Annotated in this window: 20 protein-coding genes and 1 riboswitch; of the genes, 8 read left to right on the forward strand and 12 right to left on the reverse strand. The window is 64.4% G+C overall.

The window, feature by feature from the left end; all coding sequences use genetic code 11:
* The first annotated feature begins 85 nt into the window (after positions 1-85).
* Complete coding sequence (locus tag ACK4SV_RS10555) at positions 86-259, forward strand: DUF1328 domain-containing protein (RefSeq protein WP_409917787.1); 174 nt, start codon at positions 86-88, stop codon at positions 257-259.
* A gap of 107 nt (positions 260-366) precedes the next feature.
* On the opposite strand, the gene ACK4SV_RS10560 is transcribed toward ACK4SV_RS10555, so the two are convergent.
* Positions 367-1,386, reverse strand: a complete 1,020-nt coding sequence (locus tag ACK4SV_RS10560) for a sensor histidine kinase (RefSeq protein WP_409917788.1) — start codon at positions 1,384-1,386, stop codon at positions 367-369.
* 198 nt (positions 1,387-1,584) lie between these two features.
* Here ACK4SV_RS10560 and ACK4SV_RS10565 point away from each other — a divergent pair, with 198 nt between their 5' ends.
* Entirely contained in the window at positions 1,585-2,232 is a 648-nt protein-coding gene (locus tag ACK4SV_RS10565) for a LuxR C-terminal-related transcriptional regulator (protein WP_409917789.1), read from the forward strand.
* 6 nt (positions 2,233-2,238) lie between these two features.
* Here the strand turns inward: ACK4SV_RS10565 and ACK4SV_RS10570 are convergent, their stop codons facing one another.
* The gene (locus ACK4SV_RS10570) at positions 2,239-4,128 is read right to left on the reverse strand and encodes a sensor histidine kinase (RefSeq protein WP_409917790.1); all 1,890 of its coding nucleotides are present in this window, start codon (positions 4,126-4,128) and stop codon (positions 2,239-2,241) included.
* Between the two features lie 148 nt (positions 4,129-4,276).
* Here ACK4SV_RS10570 and ACK4SV_RS10575 point away from each other — a divergent pair, with 148 nt between their 5' ends.
* On the forward strand, positions 4,277-5,275 hold the full coding sequence (locus ACK4SV_RS10575) for a glycerophosphodiester phosphodiesterase family protein (RefSeq protein WP_409917791.1): 999 nt from the start codon (positions 4,277-4,279) through the stop codon (positions 5,273-5,275).
* On the opposite strand, the gene ACK4SV_RS10580 is transcribed toward ACK4SV_RS10575, so the two are convergent.
* Complete coding sequence (locus ACK4SV_RS10580) at positions 5,261-5,998, reverse strand: TIGR00730 family Rossman fold protein (RefSeq protein ID WP_409917792.1); 738 nt, start codon at positions 5,996-5,998, stop codon at positions 5,261-5,263. The genes ACK4SV_RS10575 and ACK4SV_RS10580 overlap by 15 nt on opposite strands.
* A 180-nt stretch (positions 5,999-6,178) precedes the next feature.
* Between ACK4SV_RS10580 and ACK4SV_RS10585 the strand changes: the two genes are divergently transcribed.
* Positions 6,179-6,676 carry a flavin reductase family protein gene (locus ACK4SV_RS10585; protein WP_409917793.1) on the forward strand — a complete coding sequence of 166 codons (498 nt, stop codon included), beginning with the start codon at positions 6,179-6,181 and terminating at the stop codon, positions 6,674-6,676.
* Between the two features lie 11 nt (positions 6,677-6,687).
* Here ACK4SV_RS10585 and galU read toward each other — a convergent pair whose 3' ends face one another.
* From galU to ACK4SV_RS10620, 7 genes are all read right to left on the reverse strand, one after another.
* Complete coding sequence (gene galU, locus ACK4SV_RS10590) at positions 6,688-7,560, reverse strand: UTP--glucose-1-phosphate uridylyltransferase GalU (protein ID WP_409917794.1); 873 nt, start codon at positions 7,558-7,560, stop codon at positions 6,688-6,690.
* 82 nt (positions 7,561-7,642) lie between these two features.
* The gene (locus tag ACK4SV_RS10595) at positions 7,643-7,897 is read right to left on the reverse strand and encodes a hypothetical protein (protein ID WP_409917795.1); all 255 of its coding nucleotides are present in this window, start codon (positions 7,895-7,897) and stop codon (positions 7,643-7,645) included.
* Between the two features lie 78 nt (positions 7,898-7,975).
* Positions 7,976-8,725, reverse strand: a complete 750-nt coding sequence (locus ACK4SV_RS10600; RefSeq protein WP_409917796.1) for an ABC transporter ATP-binding protein — start codon at positions 8,723-8,725, stop codon at positions 7,976-7,978.
* Positions 8,722-9,705: a FecCD family ABC transporter permease gene (locus ACK4SV_RS10605; protein ID WP_409917797.1), complete on the reverse strand. Its 984-nt coding sequence runs from the start codon at positions 9,703-9,705 to the stop codon at positions 8,722-8,724. Before ACK4SV_RS10605 ends, ACK4SV_RS10600 begins: the two co-directional genes overlap by 4 nt.
* Positions 9,702-10,499 carry an ABC transporter substrate-binding protein gene (locus ACK4SV_RS10610; RefSeq protein WP_409917798.1) on the reverse strand — a complete coding sequence of 266 codons (798 nt, stop codon included), beginning with the start codon at positions 10,497-10,499 and terminating at the stop codon, positions 9,702-9,704. The genes ACK4SV_RS10605 and ACK4SV_RS10610 overlap by 4 nt, the downstream gene beginning before the upstream one ends.
* Positions 10,496-12,346: a TonB-dependent receptor plug domain-containing protein gene (locus ACK4SV_RS10615; protein WP_409917799.1), complete on the reverse strand. Its 1,851-nt coding sequence runs from the start codon at positions 12,344-12,346 to the stop codon at positions 10,496-10,498. Before ACK4SV_RS10615 ends, ACK4SV_RS10610 begins: the two co-directional genes overlap by 4 nt.
* Positions 12,347-12,454: 108 nt before the next feature.
* Positions 12,455-12,642, reverse strand: a riboswitch (cobalamin riboswitch).
* A gap of 211 nt (positions 12,643-12,853) precedes the next feature.
* Entirely contained in the window at positions 12,854-13,621 is a 768-nt protein-coding gene (locus ACK4SV_RS10620; protein WP_409917800.1) for an SDR family NAD(P)-dependent oxidoreductase, read from the reverse strand.
* A gap of 59 nt (positions 13,622-13,680) precedes the next feature.
* Between ACK4SV_RS10620 and ACK4SV_RS10625 the strand changes: the two genes are divergently transcribed.
* From ACK4SV_RS10625 to ACK4SV_RS10640, 4 genes are all read left to right on the forward strand, one after another.
* Positions 13,681-14,808 (forward strand): Re/Si-specific NAD(P)(+) transhydrogenase subunit alpha, encoded by a 1,128-nt coding sequence (locus ACK4SV_RS10625; RefSeq protein ID WP_409917801.1) that lies wholly within the window; start codon positions 13,681-13,683, stop codon positions 14,806-14,808.
* Between the two features lie 160 nt (positions 14,809-14,968).
* Complete coding sequence (locus ACK4SV_RS10630; protein ID WP_409917835.1) at positions 14,969-15,319, forward strand: proton-translocating transhydrogenase family protein; 351 nt, start codon at positions 14,969-14,971, stop codon at positions 15,317-15,319.
* 7 nt (positions 15,320-15,326) lie between these two features.
* Positions 15,327-15,932, forward strand: a complete 606-nt coding sequence (locus tag ACK4SV_RS10635) for a hypothetical protein (protein ID WP_409917802.1) — start codon at positions 15,327-15,329, stop codon at positions 15,930-15,932.
* A 101-nt stretch (positions 15,933-16,033) separates the two neighbouring features.
* Positions 16,034-17,449 carry an NAD(P)(+) transhydrogenase (Re/Si-specific) subunit beta gene (locus ACK4SV_RS10640; RefSeq protein WP_409917803.1) on the forward strand — a complete coding sequence of 472 codons (1,416 nt, stop codon included), beginning with the start codon at positions 16,034-16,036 and terminating at the stop codon, positions 17,447-17,449.
* A 31-nt stretch (positions 17,450-17,480) separates the two neighbouring features.
* On the opposite strand, the gene acs is transcribed toward ACK4SV_RS10640, so the two are convergent.
* Together acs and ACK4SV_RS10650 are read right to left on the reverse strand one after the other, a co-directional pair.
* Positions 17,481-19,430: an acetate--CoA ligase gene (acs, locus tag ACK4SV_RS10645; RefSeq protein ID WP_409917804.1), complete on the reverse strand. Its 1,950-nt coding sequence runs from the start codon at positions 19,428-19,430 to the stop codon at positions 17,481-17,483.
* A 102-nt stretch (positions 19,431-19,532) separates the two neighbouring features.
* Positions 19,533-21,314, reverse strand: a complete 1,782-nt coding sequence (locus tag ACK4SV_RS10650) for a sodium:solute symporter family protein (protein ID WP_409917805.1) — start codon at positions 21,312-21,314, stop codon at positions 19,533-19,535.
* Between the last annotated feature and the right edge of the window lies 1 nt (position 21,315).

Here is a 21,315-nt window from a genome sequence, read left to right on the forward strand (position 1 = left end):
TTCATTGCCCCGGAACCTGTGCCCATCCGGGACGTTCTATCAGCATCAACGCCTGCTACTTCAGGCCAAACAAAGGAGAGACCCCATGCTTGGTTGGGCACTGACATTCTTCATCCTCGCCCTCGTTGCCGCTGTGCTCGGCTTTGGCGGAATTGCCGGGGCGGCAGCAGGCATCGCGCAGATCCTGTTCTTCGTGTTCCTGGTGCTGCTGATCGTATCCTTCGTTGCCCGGGCCCTCCGGGGGCGGAGCATCAGCTGACGGAACAGAGGACCCGGTCATTGTCCCCCACCCACCCCGAATGACTGGCAATCCTCCGCCACCCGGCCGGCCCGGGTGGCGTTTCCTTTTCTGGCCTGCTCTGGCCATCAGCCTTCGGACGAAGACGTTTCCGAATAATAGAGCGAAAACGAAACATTGAGTTCATCGGCCGTCAGGCTGCGCTCGACTTCCCCGCCTGCAGACGCAACAATTCGCTCGATCACTTTCAGCCCCGCGCCCGTGGACGACGCACTCGCCTCCTCGTCCGGCAGCTCCCCATCGAGTGGCTCGAACCAGGCCAGTCTCAGCCGGCCATCCTCGATCGCACCGGAACACCGCACCGCCTTGCCATTGCGCAGCGCGCCGTATTTCAGCGAATTCGTCGTCAGCTCCCCGATCACCACGGCAATGACGCGCATCTGCATCTCATCGACATCGCAGTTCACGAGCCCGGTAACGTCGATGTTCTCTTCCCCGGCGCCCGCCGCATTGACGAGGTCCGCCAGGAAATCCCGCAGGGGAAACGTGCTCGCCTCCTCAACCAGTTTTCCCTGCGCAATCGCAAGCGATGAAAAGCGGCTGACAAGTTCCTCGGCAAAGGGCTGGTATTCCGGCCGCTGCCGCGCGCTGATCTTGGCGATCGCGCTGCTCACCGCAAAGGCATTCTTGAGCCGGTGGCGCATTTCCAGCGCAATCGTCTCATACATCGTGCGGCTGGCATTCGCTTCGGTCACATCCCTTGAAATCACCAGAAGGACCTGGCCGCCCCCAAGGCTGGACACAACGGGGATGACCCGCACATCCCACCATTTCGACACGCCCCTGGCGGTCTTGCAGATGCCCCGGAACTGCGCCGTCTCGCCGGAGACCGCCTGCGCAACTGCCTGCCGGACCGCATCCCGGGCTTCAGCGGGCCACAGATCCCACCAGAGCTTTCCAACGATCTCGGAGCTTTCCGAAAGCCCGAGCAATTGCACCCCGTTCTGGTTCACGAAGACCAGCCGGCCATCCGGATCCACGAGCTTGATACAGTCGCCGCTATTCTGCAGCAGTGCATCCAGCATCGGTTCGGCATTCTCGCCTGCGAACCAATCAGGCAGCACAAAGTCAACGGGCTGGCGAAGCATCGTCCACAAAAACTCCTCGCTGCGCCCGGTCCATGCGCTGAATACCCTTGGTTGTAGAGCAACTTGCTCCCTGCCCGCAAGACGGGAGAATGGTTAACCCTGCGACTCATATTTCTCGGGCGCTTGCCCCCTGTTCCGGTGGGTCGGCAAAGGCAGGCGCATCCGCTAGGGTAATAATGCCCGCCAGGAGTCCGGCGCATGACCCATCTGCTAATCCTTGAAGACATTCCCGAAACCCGGGCCTGGCTGTGCGAAATCGCCCTTGCCGCTTTTCCCGGCTGCACCGTCCGCGAGGAAAGCACCGTGAGAGGCGGGCTGACAGCCGCTTCGGCGGAAGCGTTCGACCTCGCCATGATCGATCTCGGCCTGCCGGACGGGTCGGGCCTCGATGTCCTGCGGCGCCTGAAGGACCTGAAGCCTGAGACCGTCTGCATCGTCACCACAATCATGGGCGACGATGCCTGGATTGTCGGCGCGCTCTCTGCCGGTGCCAATGGCTACCTCCTGAAAGACCAGCCGAAGGACATTCTCACCCGCCAGCTTCAGCAGATCGCGGATGGCGTGCCGGCCCTGTCGCCCTCGATTGCGCGGCGGATCATGGATCATTTCCGCCTGACCGGCCCGGCCGCACCGGAAGAAAGCCTCACGCCGCGCGAACGCGATGTGCTGGCGCTCATCGGCCGGGGAATGCGCAACAATGAAGTCGCCCGGTCGCTCGGCCTCAGCGACAATACTGTCGCCGGCTATATCAAGGGCATCTATCGCAAGCTCGGCATTTCCTCCCGCGCCGAAGCCTCCTGGCATGCAACCCGGATGGGGCTCACCCCCGGCGGCGAGCGGGCCTGACCCCAATCAGGATAGCCGCGCCGTCCCCTGTGCTGCTTCGGCAGGGCTGACCGGAATCGTCACCAGAAGCAGCGTCCCCGCGCTGTCTCCGCCCAGCGTGATTTCCCCGCCGAGATGGCCGACCCGGTCGCGGATGTTGGCAAGTCCTCGCCCGCCATTTGCCGCCGCCCCGCCCTTCAGGCCGCAGCCATCATCCTCGACCTTCAGCACCAGCCCGCCTGCATCGACCTCAATGCTGACCACCAGCTGCTTCGCCCCGGAATGCTTGATCGCATTGCTCACCGCTTCCCGGATCATCGCGCGCAGCGCCTGCACCTTGCCTCTGTCCGGATGCACGCCCGGGCTCGCGCGCAGCGACCAGTGGAGCTCGATGCCCAAAGGCTCGAGCCGGTCTGCCGTCTCTGCCCGGAGGTCCGCAAGCACATCCTCCAGCGGCGCCTGGAAGCCCTCCGCATTGTTGATCACATCGCGGATGTCGGTGAGGGTCTCGCGGATCATGGCATCCTTGCGCGTTGCCTCCGGCGAGTGTAACGCCCGCAACAGCTGCGCGCCGATATTGTCATGGATGTCGCGGGCGATCCGCGCGCGCTCTTCCAGCACGCCCCGGTCATAAGCGCCCCGGCTGGCCTCGGCATAGCGGACGAGGTCCACCATCCGGCCCGCCAGGGCGAGGTCCGCCGGCCCGAACAGGGCCCGCCCCTCACTCCGGTAGCCGAGCCGCAGCGCCGGCGCCTCCGCCACAGCCGGAATGAGCAACACAAGGCCGTCCTCCAGCACCACCGGTTCCGGCACCGCGCTGTCCAGCGGGGCAATCTCGAGCGGGCGATAGAGCCGCCGCAGCAGCGCTTCCCAATGGCTCGCCCGCTGCCCCGGGCTCGGCGCGAGGGCTGTGTCGATCACGGCGGCGAACACATCCGGCGCTCCGGGGTCCTGCTCCCGCATCAGGCGGCGCCAGGCAAGACTCCGAAGAGGCAGGTAAAATACCGCCGCAAGAACGAGCGAGGCCGAGAAGGCCATCCCCGTATCCAGCGACAGGAGGCCGATGAACGCCGCGTCCGCAATCAGGATCGCCAGCAGGGCGCCCAGATGGAAGAACACCTGAAACGCCCAGGCCCCCAGCCCGAACACACGGTAGCGCAACAGTCCGACCGCCAGCCCGGCATAGATCAGCAGGAAAGACGGAAACGCATAAATCGCCGGGATCAGCGGCGCAAAACCGAAAGTGATCGGGGCAGCAACAGTGGCTATGAAAAAGCCGGAGCCCGTGACCACCGAAGCACCCAGCCAGATCGCAATGGCTCGCGCCGCCGGGTCCTTCCGCGTCGCCCAGACCTGCAGGACCACAAGGGCCACGATCAGCAACATCTCGGTGAAGGTCACCAGCTGGATGATGCCGAACGCGCGCCACGGCCAGATTGTGAAAGACAGGGTCCATATCCCGAAACCGGCCACGGTCAGGCGTGTCAGGATCCGATTGCCCGGCAGTTTGGCCGGGTAATTCAGGAACAGGCAGATCATCGCGATGCCGAACGCCGACGCGCCAATGGCATTGATCGTTGCCGCAAGGATCGCCTGATCCGGCGTCAGCGGTATCGGCAGGTATCCCGCCGCTGCACCGGCGCAGAAGGCGAGCGTCGCCAGCCCGCTGACCGCAAACAGCAGCACAGCCGGATCAGCAGGGCGCAGCGCCCACACCCCTCCCGAAATCAGGCACGCGCCGACGCCGACCGCGAGGGCAATCCAGACCGCCGGATCAATCGCCCACGGCGCCCGCCAACCCGCGCCGGGTGTCTCTGGCCGCAATGCCATGAAGGCAATGACCAGCAGCATCGCCCCTGTCAGCAAGGCCGGCAGGATCATGCGCACAGCGGGCGTGGTCTTGATTGCCAGTGTCATCAGGTCCTTGCCCCGCCGCCTCTCCTGACGGGATAACCGGCAGCGCGCCGGATCACAATTGTGCAATCGGGCCTGAGCAGGATTGAATTTCTGTCGTGTTTGTCGGTTAGGCCTCTCCCCTCAGGCTTACTGGCGGGAGGCGGGGATCATGCGGCTGTTCATCATGCTCATCGCATTTCTGGCTGCAGGGTGCGCAAGCCCGCCGCCTGCCGAAGCGCCGCACGCCGCTCCCGGCATCCTGATCATCGCCCATCGCGGGGCCAGCGGCGAGTTGCCCGAGCACACAATGCAGGCCTATGCCCGCGCCATCGAACTCGGCGCAGACTATATCGAGCCGGACCTCGTGATGACCCGCGACGGCGTCCTCGTCGCCCGCCATGATCCATGGCTCTCGGACTCCACCGATATTGGCGACCGCCCGGAATTCGCCAGCCGCAAGACCACCCTGACCGGCCCGGACGGGCAGGAGCTGACGGACTGGTTTGCATGGGATTTCACACTCGCCGAACTCAAAACCCTGCGCGCCCGGCAGGTCCGGCCGGACAGGCCGCGCCAGTTTGACGACCTCTGGGCCATCCCCACCTATGACGAGATCGCCGAACTCGCCGCCGCCGAAACGGCCCGCACCGGCCGGCTGATCGGGCTCTATCCCGAAACGAAATGGCCCCGCCACCATCAGGATCGCGGCCTCGACATGACCTCTGCCATGGAAGCCGCGCTACGCCGCCACGGGCATGAAACGGCAGAAGCGCCTGTTTTCTTGCAGAGTTTCGAGCCGTTCATCCTGATCGAGCTAAAAGAAAGGGTCGGCACCCGCCTCGTCCAGCTTGTCTTTCCGCTGGGCACCAGCCCGGATGCCCCGCCGAGCGTCGATCTCGAAACGCTCGCCACTTATTCCGCGGGCGTCGGCCCCCACAAATCCATGGTGAACCATCCGCTGACGGGCGAGGCTACCGGCTATGCGGCGCGCGCCCGCGCGCTCGGCCTTGAGGTGCATCCCTGGACCTACCGCGATGACGGCCTGCCCGGCTGGGCAGCCACACCCGAAGCCGAAATCCGCGCCGCCATCGAGGCCGGTGCCACCGGCGTCTTCACGGATTTCCCCGGCACCGGATACCGCACCGTGCATGGGTCAGGCGACAACTAGCCCCTGCTCGACAAGGCACGACCAGATCGCCTCGGCACTGTCTGCAAAGCGAAACATGTCCAGATCCGCAGGCGCGATCATCCCGGCCTCGGCCAGCATCTCGAAATTGACCAGCCTCTTCCAGAACGCCTCGCCATAGAGCACGACCGGCAGGCGCGGCGCCTTGCCCGTCTGGCCCAGCGTCAGCAGCTCGAACAATTCGTCCAGCGTGCCAAACCCGCCCGGAAACACCACCAGCGCCGCTGCGCGCATGGCGAGGTGCATCTTGCGCATGGCGAAATAGTGGAACTGCAAGGTCAGCTCCGGTGTCGAATAGACATTCGGTTCCTGTTCGTGGGGCAGGCGGATGTTGAACCCGATGGTCGGGGCCCCGGCCTCGGCTGCGCCCCGGTTGGCCGCCTCCATGATCCCGGGGCCGCCGCCCGTCGCGATCACATTGCGGCGCGGCCCGCCGCCGCTCGTCAGCGCCCCGCCGCGCTCCGAGGCGATCCGGCCGAATTCCCGCGCGGCGGCATAAGCCTCGGATTGCCACCCCGCACCATTCTCCCGGATACGCGCGCTGCCGAACACAACGATGGTCGACTCGATCCGGTGATTGCGCAGGTGTTCCTCGGCCTTGGCATACTCCATCATGAACCGCGCCCCGCGCATCGAATCGCCGAGGATGAACTCCTCATCGAGCGCAGCAAGCCGGTAGGCCGGCAGATCGCGGGCATCCGTCATCTTAAATCCCTTTCACACGATACAGCAGAGGCCGCCTTTCTAACGGGGCGCGCGCAAATTGCACCAGCCTGCACTTTCACGGGCCATCGGGCGCCGAGGTGCGGCTTTTTCTTGCCCTTTATGCACCGGAGAGGCATTCGCGGCGTATAAGGGTCGTCACTGGCGCGCGGCGGAAACACCATGGTTACTCCCTATACCGAGATCGGATCAGCACTCTGGCGGGAAGCCATGGGCGGGTTCCTGACCGGCGTGACCATCGTCACGGCCCTCTCGCCGGCCGGCACTCCGCATGGCGCCGCCGTCAATGCCTTCACCGCCGTGTCCGAACAACCGCCGCTTCTGCTCGTCTGCCTCGACCGGGCGAGCCGCTCGCTTGAGACGATCCGGTCCGCAGGAAAGTTCGCGGTCAACATCCTTGCCGAGCATCACCTCGGCATCGTGCCGGCCTTCGCCTCCAAGGGCGTAGCCGACCGGTTTGCGGGGATAGATTACGGCGCTGCCGAGACCGGATCACCGATCCTGCCAGGCGCCGTTGCCTGGTTTGATTGCGAAGTGCACGCGATCCATGATGGCGGCGACCATGAAATCGTCGTCGGACGGGTCGTCGCCATCGGCTCAGACGCCAGCCTTACGCCGCTCGCCTATCACCGGGGCCAGATCTGGCGGCTCAATGGCTAAGCGCCGGTCCGTTACAGCGACTCTGCCGTCTGCTTGACCAGCGCCCGGGCAAAGGCCGCCGTATCCGGATTGTCGAGCGCATGGGCCAGCACCGCCTCGAAATAGCCCGTCTTGTTGCCGCAATCATGCACAGACCCGGCAAATTCATAGGCGTAGAAATCCTGCTGCGTCATCAGCTTTGCCATTGAATCCGTCAGCTGGATCTCGCCGCCCGCGCCGGCGCCCTGCGTCTCCAGAAGGTCGAAAATTTCCGGTTGCAGGATATACCGGCCCGTGATGGCCAGGTTCGAGGGCGCGGTTTCGCGCGGCGGCTTCTCGACCATGCCCGACATCCGGATCAGGCGCCCGTCCCGGCTGACCGGTGCGATGACGCCATAGGACGACACCCGCTCTTCCGGCACCGGGTCCACCGCGATGATGTTCCCGCCGGAGCGGTCATACGCATCCACCATCTGTTTCAGCGCCGAGGGTTTGCCCTTCACGATCACGTCCGGCAGCAGCACGGCGAACGGCTCGCGCCCGATCACATCGCGCGCGCACCAGACGGCATGGCCAAGCCCGAGCGGCTGTTGCTGGCGCACGAAGCTCGACTGGCCTGCCGGCAGGCGCGAGGCTTCGACCTGCGCCAGGATTTCAATCTTGTTCTTTGCCTTCAGCTGCGCCTCAAGCTCATAGGCATGATCGAAATAGTCCTCGATCGCGCCTTTGCTGCGGCCCGTGACGAACACGATATGCTCGATGCCCGCCTCAAGCGCTTCATCGACGACATACTGGATCACCGGGCGGTCGACGACGGGCAGCAACTCCTTGGGGATCGCCTTGGTGGCCGGCAGGACACGCGTGCCGAGACCGGCAACAGGAAGAACGGCTTTACGGACGCGCATACGCGGGAAACTCCTCATCGGCAGGGCCAGATTGGCACCCCTCCCTAGCGGACAAGCAAGGCGCCTGCCAACCTCTCGGGAGTTATCCCGCCGTCAGAAGCAGGAGCACCGCCATCCAGCTGGAAATCGCCAGCACCAGCACCATCGTCGTGATCCGCAGGGTCGCGAGTTCGGAGGGCGGGCGGAAGGCCTGTTCGATCCGGTGGCGCAGCGCATGAACGGGCGAACTCGAGGGCGCATCTTCGCCGGCCACAGCCGGCGTGGGCGCGACCACCGGGGCGTGCTGTTGCGCGCCTGTCTCTGCCGGCGCATCGTTAGGTTTCCTGACGGCGTTCATGAAGCGGCTCCCGGCAGCATTACACAGTTATGACTTGCATTTTTGCCCTAACGCTCCGCTAACGCCGGGGTGCAAAGTTCACCGGTCCGCCGGACGGAAGGTCAGCCCGCTTTCCGGCTCGACCCCGAATATGGCGCGCAGGTTGGGCGCGCTCAGCGCCTCTCCGGGTTCCCCGTCCGCCACCAGCCGCCCGCCCTGCATCACCAGCGCCCGCCCGCAGAACCGCAACGCGAGGCTGAGGTCATGCACAACCACCAGCACAGCCCGCCCGCCCCGCGCCTCTTCCGCCAGCGTCTGCATCAGCAATAGCTGATGGCTGATGTCCAGCGCCGCGCAGGGCTCGTCCAGCAAGAGGCACGGCGCAGGGCTGGCAAGCAGCCGGGCGAGGTGGATCCGCGCTTGCTCGCCGCCGGAGAGGGTCTGGAACGCCTTGCCAGCAAGATGCGCGGCGTCCGCCCGCGCCAGCGCCGCATCCACCGCTTGCCGGTCCGCGGCGCCCATCCGGCCATAGGGCGCGGGAGACACCGTAAACCGTCCGAGCGCCGCCACATCCTCAGCCAGCAGGTTCCAGGCGACGGGCCGTGTCTGAGGCAACCAGGCGAGTTGCCGGGCACGTTCAGCCCGGCTCATGCCGTCAGCCTGCTGCCCGCCGATCAGCACCTCGCCTGACACGGGGACCACGCCCGCGAGCCCCGTCAGAACCGTACTCTTGCCCGCCCCGTTGGGGCCGGTCAGGGCCGCAAACTCACCGGCTGCGAGGGCGAAGGACACGTCCTCCACCACCCGCCGGCCGGATAGTGAAACAGAGAGATTGCGCGCCGCGATCATGCGCCGGACCTCCCGAGGCGGGAGGCGATCCAGATAAACACCGGCGCACCGGCCAGCGCCGCCGCGACTCCGAGCTTCAGTTCCTGCTGCGTCGGCAGCACCCGGATCGCAAGGTCCGCCGCCATCAGCAGGCATCCGGCAAAAAGCGCCGCCGGCACCAGCAGCCGCTGCGGATCATGCCGCACCAGCGGCCGCAGGATGTGCGGCGCCACGATCCCGACAAAACCGATCGTCCCGGCCACCGCAACACTCGTGCCCGCCAGCAGCGATGTCCCGCCGATCACAAGAAGCCGCAGCCGCAGCGGATTGGCCCCGAGGCTCGCCGCCGTTTCCTCGCCCAGGCTCATCGCCCGCAGGCCCGGCCCCGCGATCAGCACCAGCACAGCGCCCAGCACCCATCCCGGCGCGCCGAGCGCCATGTCATCCCAGGACCGGTTTGCGACAGAACCCATCATCCAGTTGACGAGGTCCGACAGGCTGAACGGGTTCGGCGCAAGGTTCATCGCCAGCGACAGCAGCGCCCCGGCGAGGCTGGACAGGCCGATGCCGATCAGCAGCAGCGTCACCGTTCCCGCTCCGCGCAAGGTGGCCGCCATCAGGAGCGCAGTTGCAACACCCGCCCCGATGATCGCCGCCACCGGAACGGCGAGGCTGCTGACCGCCGCAAAGCCGAAAAAGATCGCAATGACTGCCCCCAGCGCTGCAAAGGCCGACACGCCCAGCACCCCCGGCTCGGCCAGCGGATTCTGCAACAATCCCTGAAGCGCAGCGCCTGCCAGCCCGAGCGCCGCGCCCACCGCAAAGGCCGCCGCAGCGCGCGGCAGGCGGAGTTCCCAGACAATGGCCCGGATCCGCTCATCCCCCTGCCCGATCAGCGCCAGCCATGTCTCGCCAACGCTGATCGGCGCCGTCCCCGCAAAGGCCGACAGGGCGAACAGCAGCGCCGCAAAGCCGGCGAGGAGAAGCACAGGCCGGCTCACCGGATCGCCTCGAAGGCGTCGGCGATCGCGGCGGCTTCCTCCGTCACGAACCAGCCCGGGCAGGAAATCCGCGCCTCATTCATCGCGATGACGGGCACCTCCTCCATAAGGCGCTGCATCACCGGATGGTACGAGACAGACCATTGATCGGTCGCATCATCATCAAACCCGAAGAAGGCTGTCAGCATCAGCGCCGGCGGCGACAACACAAGCCGCTCCAGCGGCAGGCTCGTCCAGCCTTCGGCAGTGTTGGCATTGGCAAGGCCGGCATGTGCAATGATCGCGTCGATCATCGTGCCGCGCCCGGCACTGACGCCCCCCGGCGTCACATAAAGCGCTTCAGCAGTCGTGACCGAGCGGGCAGCCGGCTGCGCCGCGAGGATCACCTCGGCCCTCTCCCCCGCGCCCAACTCTGCGGCGACGCTGCGCAGCAGGTCCGCCGCGCCGCTGACATCACTGGCATAGCCGATCTGGACGGTGCGGATGCCGAAACGCTGGTAGAGCGCCAGCGCCCTCGCATCCCCGCCATAGCTGCGCACCACAATATCGGGCTGCAGCGCGATCACATCCTCCGCCGCCGCGCGCACCTTGGGAATACCCGCAGCCTGCGCCCTCAGATGGCTGAAGGACCGCTCGGAATCCTTCGACAGGGCGAGGATCTGCGCGCGGTCCGCCAGCGCCAGCACGAACTGGTCCGCGCAGTAATCCAGCGAAACAAGGGCCGGACGGGCCGGTTCTGCCGCAGCAAAACCGGCCAGCCCCAAAGTCAGGAGGGCGGCGAGCGCCTCTCTCACCGGAGTTTCAACCCGATATAGGCCCCGGCGCCCGGACCCCGGTATCCGAACACGTCCACCGGCGTCTCGTCGAACACATTCTCACCGCGCAGCGTCACCGAAATCCGCTCCGTGAGCGGATATTCCGCCGTCAGCGAAGCGAGCGTGTAGGCGTCCAGCGTGACCCGCCGCGACGGGAACGATCCGAAATCGAAATCACCCTGATCGCCCGTATAATCGAGCGCTGCGCCGATCCGCAGCCCGTCCGGGCGCACCTGCCAGTCCAGCGAGATAGAGGCGGTCGACTCCGGCACCCGGATTTCATCCGCACCCGTCTCATCTTTCGAGCTGAGCAGTGTCGCCTGCCCCAACAGAGTGAGAGTGTCGAGCACCGGCCAGCGCGCCGCGAATTCAAAGCCGCTGCGCTCGCTCTTTCCTGCCCGGTTCCGGGCCGTGGAAGTGAAGTCCGGATTGAAGGCAGTGAAAATCTCGTTCTTCAGGTTGGATTCGAAGTAAGTCACCGAAAAGCTGAACCGCTCGAATGTCTGTTCCCAGCCGATTTCCCAGCTCAGCGCCTCTTCCGGCTTAAGGTCCGGATTGCCGATGAAGCTGCCGGGAAAAAAGCCGAAAAGTTCCACAAAGGTCGGGTTTTTGACGCCGGTGCCGACCGAACCCCGGATACGCGCCTGCGTGTCGCCGATGGCATAGCCCGCCCCCAGCCGCCAGGTCGTTGCATCCTTGAACCGGCTGCGATTGTCGTCATGGCGCACCGACGCAGAGAGATCGAGCGGCCCTGCCGAAACGCGGTACTCTGCTGCTGCCGACAGTGCCTCGAAGGCTTCCGACGCATTGGTGAGCCCGCCATACTGCACATCTGTGCGGTCATAGGTCTCGCGGCGGAATTCGACGAGGCCGGTCAGGCCATAGGTTTCGCCGGACACGCCGGGCGACCAGCTGAGCTTGGTGCGCGCACCGGTGGACTCATCCGTCTTCGCACCGTCTGCAAAGTTCTCGCGCACCAATTCATTATAGCTTGCGCGCAGCAGGTGATCGACCCGCCCGGTCCGGCCATTGAGGCCCGCGCCGATCAGGTATTGGTCTGCCTCGGTCGACCTGTCGACATCATTCAGCAGGCCATCAAAGTCCGTATCCGAATCAAATTGCGACTCGGTGCGGCGCGCCAGTCCGGTCACGGACAATGTCCAGTCCGGAGCGATGGCGAACGCCCCCGTCAGCAGGCCGGAGAAGGCTTCCGAGCCATCCTTGCCGCCGCCTGAGCCGGATGTATCCACCCCGTCCGTGCGGAAACCCGTGACTGCCGCCCCGAAGCCTGCGCCCGACCAGCCGAGGCTGGCGCGCGCGGTGCCGAAACTGCCGCCCTCCGCCTGCCCGGTCAGGCCCGGCGTCTGCGGCGGCGCTATCGCAATCACCCCGCCGATGGCGTCGGAGCCATGGATGGATGAGGCGGCCCCGCGCAGCACCTCGATCCGCCCGGCCGGCAGCGCCGTCAGCAGGCCGAAATCCGCCTCGCCATTGACCGGATCGGACACGTCGATCCCGTTGAACAGCACCAGCGTATGATTGGCCTCCGCCCCGCGCATCCGGATCTGCGTCAGGCCGCCGAGGCTGCCCGACCTCGACACCGCCACGCCCGGCACAGCGCGCAGCTGGTCTGCCGGGTTCGGCGCGAAGCGAACGGCGAGGTCTTCTTCGGTCAGGACCGTGACCGATGCGGTGGCCCGGTCCGCTTCGACCGGACGCAGTCCGCTGATCTCAACGGTGTCGAGCGTCCTTGTGTCGTCTGCAATGGCAAATGAGGATGAGAGTACCAGCGCCGAAGCGCCAAGCGTGAATAGTCTGGGGAACATGCCCGCAGCCTCCTTCAATGGCCGGAGGCATCGCCCGCCGGCAGGTTCATGACATGTCGCATGAACGGAAGTCAGCCTTCCGCGGCTCCTCGCCTGGTCCCGGACGGCGAGCCAACGACGGCAACAGGCAGGTCTCCTGACTTCGCGGATCGTCGCCCTTCGAGCGGCCTTCCCGGTTTCCCAGTGGCTTGTGGCTCGAACAGCTCCCCGCTCACAGTTACGGGCATAGCGCCGGATTCTCACCGGCTTCCCTTTTCACCCGGACTTCTCCGGGCACCTGATGCGTCTGGTCCCTCTAATGACAATTTTGCGATGCGGCAAGCAGGCTTCCGAGGAAGCGCTCCTATGATGAGGGGGCGTTTGGGGCTCCCCCCTCCGCCCTTCGGGCACCTCCCCCGCTATCGCAGGGGAGGATGGCGCCCACCTCAAGGCGGCCACCCCACAAGCAAAGCGCAGGCGCAGCGGCGCCCTCGCGGGACGCGAGGGCAACAGCCGCGAGCAATTGACCTAGAGGCTACTCAAAAGATGCCCGCCATCGACCACCATCGTCGAGCCGGTCATGAAGCTGCCGGCCTCCGAGGCCAGCAGGAGCAGCGGGCCGGCGAGCTCGTCGATATTCCCGATGCGGCGCATTGCGATCCGGCGAATCATCTTCGCGCCTTCCTCGCTCTCGAGGTAGTCATCATTGATCTCGGTCTTGAAATAGCCCGGCGAGATCGCGTTCACGCGCACGCCGTATCGCGCCATTTCGAGCGCCATATGGCGGGTCATATGATCGACGCCGGCCTTGGAGACGCAATACGCCGTGGTCATCAACTGGGTGCGGTGGGCCGTGATCGAGGCGATGTTGATGATCGATCCGCGCACGCCCGATCCCACCATCGCATTCGCGCCATGCTTCGCCACGCGCCAGACGCCGGTGAGGTTGGTATCGATAACAGCGTTCCAGTCCGCCTCGCTCATCTCGCGGAACCAGCCCTCGCGCGACATGCCGGAATTGTTGACGATGATCTCGCAAGGCCGGCCAAGCGCGGCCCGGATCTCCTCGAAAGCCGTGACGACACTGTCCTCGCGCGTCACATCCATCACCACGGGAATCGCCTGGCCGCCTTTTGCGCGAATGGCCTCGGCCACCTCTTCCAGCCGGTCCACCCGCCGTGCGGCGAGCACGACGGCGGCGCCCGCATCGGCCAGGACATGCGCAAAATGCCGCCCGAGCCCGCTGGAAGCCCCGGTCACCAGAGCGGTCCTGTCAGCCAAACTAAACAAACTCATGCCCTTATCCCTCAAAATAACTGTTGCACGGCGCAAGGTTTAACCTAATTCAGGACGCCATGAAGATATCAGTGCTCAAAGAACGGCGACCCGGCGAGACCCGCGTGGCGGCAACTCCGGAGACAGTCAAGAAGCTGATTGGCCTTGGCCATTCGGTTACAATTGAAACTGGCGCCGGAACGGTGGCCGGGTTCCCCGACAGCAGCTTCACCGAAGCCGGCGCGACTATCTCGGGCTCTGCGGGGGAGGCCGCCAAGGGCGCGGACATCATCTTCAAAGTCCGCCGTCCGCTGCCCGAGGAAATCTCCGCCCTGCCGGACGGCGCTGCGGTCATTGCGCTCATGGAACCCTTCGCTTTCCCGGCGGATGAGATCGCGGCGCTGAATGCCAAGAAGCTGACATCGCTGTCGATGGAGTTCACGCCCCGCATTACGCGCGCCCAGTCGATGGACGCGCTGTCGTCCCAGTCCAACCTCGCCGGCTACCGCGCCGTTATCGAAGGCGCGCAGATCTATGGCCGCGCCATGCCGATGATGATGACTGCCGCCGGCACGGTGGCCCCGGCGAAAGTGTTCATCATGGGCGCCGGGGTTGCCGGCCTCCAGGCCATCGCCACGGCGCGCCGCCTCGGCGCGGTTGTCACCGCGAACGATGTGCGCCCGGCGGCCAAGGAACAGGTCGCCTCGCTCGGTGCCAAATTCATTGCCGTCGAGGATGAAGAGTTCAAGGCCGCCGAGACCTCCGGCGGCTATGCCAAGGAGATGTCGGCGGAGTACCAGGCCAAGCAGGCCGCGCTGACAGCCAGCCACATCGCCAAGCAGGATATCGTGGTGACCACCGCCCTGATCCCCGGCCGCCCTGCGCCGGTGCTGATCACGGAGGAGATGGTGAAGACGATGAAGCCGGGTTCGGTGATCGTCGACATGGCCGTCACCCAGGGCGGCAACTGCCCGCTTTCGAAGGCCGACGAGATCGTCGATGTCGGCGGCGTCAAGGTCGCCGGCTTCTCGAACCTGCCCGCCCGCCTGCCGGCCGACTCCTCCTCGCTCTACGCCAAGAACCTGTTCGCCTTCATTCCGCTGATCACGGCGGAAAGCGGCGCACTGAATCTCGACACCGACGACGAGATCGTCGTCGCCATGCTGCTGACGCGGAATGGTGAAACTGTGAGTGAGCGCCTCAAATGAGACAGTCCGCGCACACCGTTTTGTCGTCATCCCGGAAAGCCCGGTACGGGTTTGTCCGGGACCCAGCCTTCAATTCAACCCCCGCCTCCTGGGTCCCGGGCCTCGCCTGCGGCTCGCCCGGGATGACGCCGGAAGGAGTTTTGGCATGAAAAAACTGACAATGGCCCTGGCCCTGGCCGCCTTCGCCCTCCCCGCCTTTGCAGACGCAAGCGGCATCAACTCCACGGTCTTCCTGGCGGCGCTTTTCGCGCTTGCCTGCTTCGTCGGCTATTACGTCGTCTGGTCGGTGACGCCTGCGCTGCACACGCCGCTGATGGCGGTGACTAACGCGATTTCCTCCGTGATCGTCGTTGGCGCGCTGGTCGCAGCTGCCGCCCACGGACTTTCGCAGGAGGGCTGGACCGCCAAGATCCTCGGGGCGGTCGCGGTCTTGCTTGCCAGCGTCAACATCTTCGGCGGCTTCCTCGTCACCCAGCGCATGCTGGCCATGTACAAGAAAAAAGGGGACTGAACTCAGCATGCTGAGAATACTCCTCTTCCTCTTATTTGTTGTGCCCGCTGTGGCAGCAGCTGTGATTGAAATTTTGATGGTTCCAACGACCCAGAACCAAATGCGTATGAATGATGGGTATCGATCAGAGCTTAAAAGCCTCGTGGAAGAGCGTGCCTCAATAATAAGTGAATTCCAAAATGCCACCCGTGACATGACTTTAGCTAGCATCATGAGAGAGGTCGCCCCGGGGGTAGGCATGGGAGAAATACAAATAAGTGCAAGGAACCGGGTGCGTTCTGCCTACACAAGTTTGGCCGCTGAGCATCAAAGATCTTGCCATCAACTTTCATTGCAGACACCTCCAATACTCAAATACTGCGATGCAACAAAGAACTATATCCAAGAGTTCACTGAAACTGTAACTTTTGAAATACTGACTAAGGCTGACAAAGCAATCGTAGATCTGCTCATCCATCTGCCTGAATTCGAAAAAAACGTTTGGGAGAATATCGACACAAAATCCATTGAGTTTGAGAGCCGCGAATATGATTTGAGGAGGGTTCAAATACTTCTGATAGCCCTTTCTCTATTCGCTAGCGCTTCGGCAACTATTGTATTGGGACGGCAATAGGAATGGCAATCGAGTCCAACAAAGTTGTCGTTCAAAATATCGTCCATCGCTTGCTCGCTAAGAGCATCATCGTAGCTGATAAAGAAGAAGGGGCCTGACCCTTGGAACAGTTCCAATCCACCTGGGCACCGCTGCTCTATCTTGTTGCTGGCGTACTCTTCATCCTCGCGCTGCGCGGCCTCTCTAGCCCCGCCACCAGCCGCAAGGGCAACCGCAACGGCATGATCGGCATGGCCATCGCGGTGGCCACCACGATCGTGCTTGTCTGGGAACAGCTTGATCCGACCACCCTGGCGATGATCCTCGGCGGCGTGGTCATCGGCGGCGGTATCGGCGCCTATATCGCCCGCAAGATCCCGATGACAGCGATGCCGCAGCTGGTCGCAGCCTTCCACTCCCTCGTCGGCATGGCCGCCGTGCTGGTGGCCGCCGCTGCGCTCTACGCCCCCGCCAGCTTCGGCATCCTCGAGATCACCGGCGTCAATCGGATCTCGCTGGTCGAGCTTGGCCTCGGCGCGGCCATCGGCGCGGTGACCTTTACCGGTTCTGTCATCGCCTTTGCGAAGCTGAACGGCAATATGAGCGGCGCGCCGATCCTCTTGCCCGCCCGCCACCTGCTGAACATCGCGCTCGGCGTCGGTATCATTGTCCTGATGGTCATCCTGATCCAGTCGGGCGGTATGGCGCACTGGGCCTTCTGGGGACTGACGGTTCTCGCGCTGATCCTCGGCATTACGCTGATCATCCCGATCGGCGGGGCGGACATGCCGGTCGTCGTCTCGATGCTGAACTCCTATTCCGGCTGGGCAGCCGCCGCCCTCGGCTTTACGCTCGGCAACTTCGCGCTGATCATCACCGGCGCCCTCGTCGGCTCATCGGGCGCGATCCTGTCCTACATCATGTGCAAGGGCATGAACCGGAGCTTCATCTCCGTTATCCTCGGCGGCTTCGGCGGGGAGGATGCCGCCGCTGCCGGTGGCGCGAAGGTAGACCGGCCCTACAAGAAAGGCTCGGCTGACGACGCCGCCTTCATCATGAAGAACGCCTCCAAGGTCATCATCGTGCCCGGCTATGGCATGGCCGTCGCCCAGGCCCAGCACGCCCTGAAGGAAATGGCCGAGAAGCTGAAGGAAGAAGGCGTCGAAGTGAAATACGCCATCCACCCTGTGGCTGGCCGGATGCCGGGCCATATGAACGTGCTGCTCGCCGAAGCGCAGGTGCCCTATGATGAAGTGTTCGAACTCGAAGACATCAACTCCGAATTCTCCGCCTCGGATGTCGCCTTCGTCATTGGCGCGAACGATGTGACCAACCCGGCGGCAAAGACCGACAAGACCTCGCCGATCTATGGGATGCCGGTGCTGGACGTCGAAAACGCCCGCACGGTGCTGTTCGTCAAACGCTCGATGGGCTCCGGCTATGCCGGCATCGAGAACGAGCTCTTCTTCTTCGACAACACGATGATGCTGCTCGCCGACGCCAAGAAAATGGTCGAGGACATCGTCAAGGCGCTCTGATCGGCGCGGCCTGAAAATGCCCCGGGGGTGATCACCCCCGGTTCTGGCGGTTCTCGATCAGATTGTCGACGACCTCCGGCTCCGCCAGCGTCGAGGTATCCCCGAGGCTGGAGAACTCGTTCTCCGCGATTTTCCTCAGGATACGGCGCATGATCTTGCCGGAGCGTGTCTTCGGCAGGCCCGGCGCAAACTGGATCAGGTCGGGTGAGGCAATCGGGCCGATCTCCTCGCGCACATGCGCTACCAGATTCTTCCGCAGCGCCTCATCCGCCTCCACGCCCGCGCGCAGCGTGACATAGGCATAGATGCCCTGCCCCTTGATGTCGTGCGGATAGCCGACGACGGCCGCTTCGGCCACGGCATCATGGCTGACAAGCGCGCTTTCCACCTCTGCCGTGCCCATCCGGTGGCCGGAAACGTTGATCACATCATCCACCCGGCCGGTAATCCAGTAGAAGCCATCGGCGTCGCGGCGGCACCCGTCCCCGGTGAAATACCGGCCATCATACGCGGTGAAATACGTGTCGATGAAGCGCTGGTGATCTCCGTACACGGTGCGCATCTGGCCGGGCCAGCTGTCCGTGATCAGAAGGTTTCCATCCGCCGCGCCCTCGAGCTCCCTGCCATCCGCATCCACAAGCACCGGCTTGATGCCAAAGAAAGGATGCGAGCCGGCGCCGGGCTTCATGTCCGTCGTCCCGGGCAGTGGCACAATCATCGTGCCGCCGGTTTCAGTCTGCCACCAGGTATCGACAATCGGGCAGCGCCCCTCGCCGACGACATGGAAATACCATTCCCATGCCTCCGGATTGATCGGCTCGCCCACGGTGCCGAGCAGGCGGATACTGGCGCGCGAGGTTTTCTTCACCGGCCCCTCGCCTTCCCGCATCAGCGCGCGGATGGCGGTCGGCGCGGTGTAGAAGATCGTCACCTTGTGCTTGTCGCAGGCCTGCCAGAACCGGCTGGCATCCGGATAAGTCGGCACGCCCTCAAACATCACGCTCGTCGCGCCATTCGCCAGCGGTCCGTACACGATGTAAGTATGCCCCGTCACCCAGCCGACATCGGCCGAGCACCAGAAGACATCATCCTCCTTCAGGTCAAACACATATTCATGTGTCATCGACGCCCAGAGAAGATAGCCGCCGGTCGTGTGCAGCACACCCTTGGGTTTGCCAGTCGAACCGGACGTATACAGAATGAACAGCGGGTCCTCGGCATTCATCGGTTCGGGCGCGCAGTCGGCAGAAACTTCCGCGCCGATCTCGTGCAGCCAGTGATCGCGCCCCTCCTGCATCGCCACATCGCCGCCCGTGCGCCGCACCACCAGCATCTTGCGCACCATGCCGCCGGCAATCTCCGCCGCCTTGTCAGCATTCGCCTTCAGCGGCACTTTCCGTCCGCCCCGAAGGCCCTCATCTGCCGTGATCAGCACCTGCGATCCGCAATCGGTGATCCGCCCGGCGAGTGCCTCCGGCGAAAACCCTCCGAACACGACCGAATGCACCGCCCCGATCCGCGCGCAGGCGAGCATCGCATAGGCCGCCTCCAGGATCATCGGCATATAGATGGTCACCCGGTCGCCCTTCTTCACGCCGAGCGCCTTCAGCACATTCGCAAACTTGCACACAGCCGTGTGCAGCTGGCGATAGGTGATGGTGTGGCTCTCGCCCGGCGCATCGCCCTCCCAGATGAAGGCCGCCTTGTCGCCGCGCGTCTCAAGATGCCGGTCGATGCAATTGGCAGTGACGTTCAGCACGCCGTCCGCATACCAGCGCACATGCAGGTCTTGCCTGTCCCAGCTCACATCCTTGACGACCGTGTAGGGCGTCATCCAGTCGAGCCGCTTGCCCTGTTCGCCCCAGAACGCCAACGGATCCGCAATCGAGGCGGCATACATCTCGCGGTATTTTTCCGGCGTCAGGTTCGCCTTCGCCGCAAAGGCTTCGGGCACGGGATACGTCTTCGATGCGTCGCTCATGGAACTCCCTCGGAATGCCAACCTCAGTTGCTGGCCCGGATGTACCGGATTATCCCCGCCAGTCTAGCGGGCAGGCCGCGCGGGGCAATGCGCACCCCCGCGTCACTCTGCCGGGGCCATGCCTTCGTCCGCGATGCCATGGGCGCGGCGCGTGCCGGGCACACGGATATCCTCGACGAGATCCTGGATGTCCTGCGGCGGCGGCTTCGTCGCCAGCGAGACGATCACGCCCACCACCATCGACACCAGCATGAATACAAAGCCGATCCCCTCCGGCGACACGCCGAGCAGCCATTCCTCCGCCCCCGCATCCTTCCCCGCACCCAGCTTGAAATGCCAGATATAGGCAAAGGTCGGGATGAGGCCGGTCAGCATCGAGGCAATCGCCCCTTCCCGGTTCATCCGCTTCCAGAAAATGCCGAGCAGGATCACCGGGAAAAGCGAGGCCGCCGCAAGCCCAAAGGCAAACGCCACCACCTGCGCCACAAAGGCCAGCTGCGACGAATAAATCCCCATGAACCCTGCCGCGATCACTGCGCCCGCCGCCGCCAGCCGGGCGACGCGCAGTTCGCTGCGGTCCGTCATCCCCCGGAAGAAAGTCCGCCGGCACAGGTCGTGGCTGATCGCCGATGAGATCACCATGAGAAGACCCGCCGCCGTCGACAGCGCCGCCGCCACCCCGCCCGCTACGACGAGGCCAATCACCCAGTCTGGCAACTGCGCAATCTCCGGATTGGCCAGCACGGCGATGTCATTATTGATCATCACCTCATTGCCGAGCCCGTCCGGCGCATTCGGCCCGCGGATCTGCATCACACCGTCGCCATTCCTGTCCTCGAAGCTCACAAGGCGCGTGACTTCCCAGCGCGAGAACCAGGCCGGCGAGGGCACGCCGCCCTCTGCCTCGATCTCGGCGGCGCGCGCGGCATAGTCCTCCTCCGGCGCGATGTAGACAGTCTCGTTGACCGTCTCGATCACATTCAGGCGCGAGAAGGCGCCGACCGCCGGGGCGACGGTATAGAGCGCCGCAATGAACACCAGCGCCCAACCCGCCGACAGGCGCGCATCCGAGGCGCGCGGCACGGTGAAGAAGCGGATGATCACATGCGGCAGCCCCGCCGTACCGAACATAAGCGCCGCGGTGATGCAGAACACATCAAACACGGTTTTGTTGGTCACCGTGTATTCGGCAAAGCCAAGGCTCGTCAGCGTATCCGACAGCTTCTGCAGCATGGACACATCCTCGCCCTTCACATTCGAAATGAAGCCGAGTTGCGGGATGGGATTGCCGGTCAGCATCAGCGAGATGAACACCGCCGGCACCGTATAGGCGAAGATCAGGACCACATATTGCGCGACCTGCGTATAGGTCACGCCCTTCATACCGCCCAGCACAGCATAGAGGAAAACAATCCCCATACCGATGAAAATGCCGGTGTTGAATTCCACGCCCAGGAAGCGCGAAAACGCGATCCCGACGCCGGACATCTGACCCGCAATATAGGTGAAAGACACAAACAGCGCGCAGACGACCGCCACCAGCCGCGCCGCGCTCGAATAGTACCGGTCACCGACAAAATCCGGTACGGTGAACTTGCCGAACTCCCTCAGGAACGGCGCGAGCAGAAGCGCCAGCAGCACATAGCCGCCCGTCCATCCCATCAGATAGACCGAGCCGCCATAGCCGAGCACGGCGATCAGCCCCGCCATCGACAGGAAGCTCGCCGCGCTCATCCAGTCGGCAGCCGTCGCCATCCCGTTGACCACCGGATGCACCCCGTGGCCGGCTACATAGAAATCATTGGTCGATCCGGCCCGCGCCCAGATGGCGATGCCGATATAGACCGCGAAGGTGGTGCCCACCCAGAACAGCGTCCAGTCCATG

Source organism: Hyphomonas sp. (assembly GCF_046313735.1).
Taxonomy (GTDB): domain Bacteria; phylum Pseudomonadota; class Alphaproteobacteria; order Caulobacterales; family Hyphomonadaceae; genus Hyphomonas.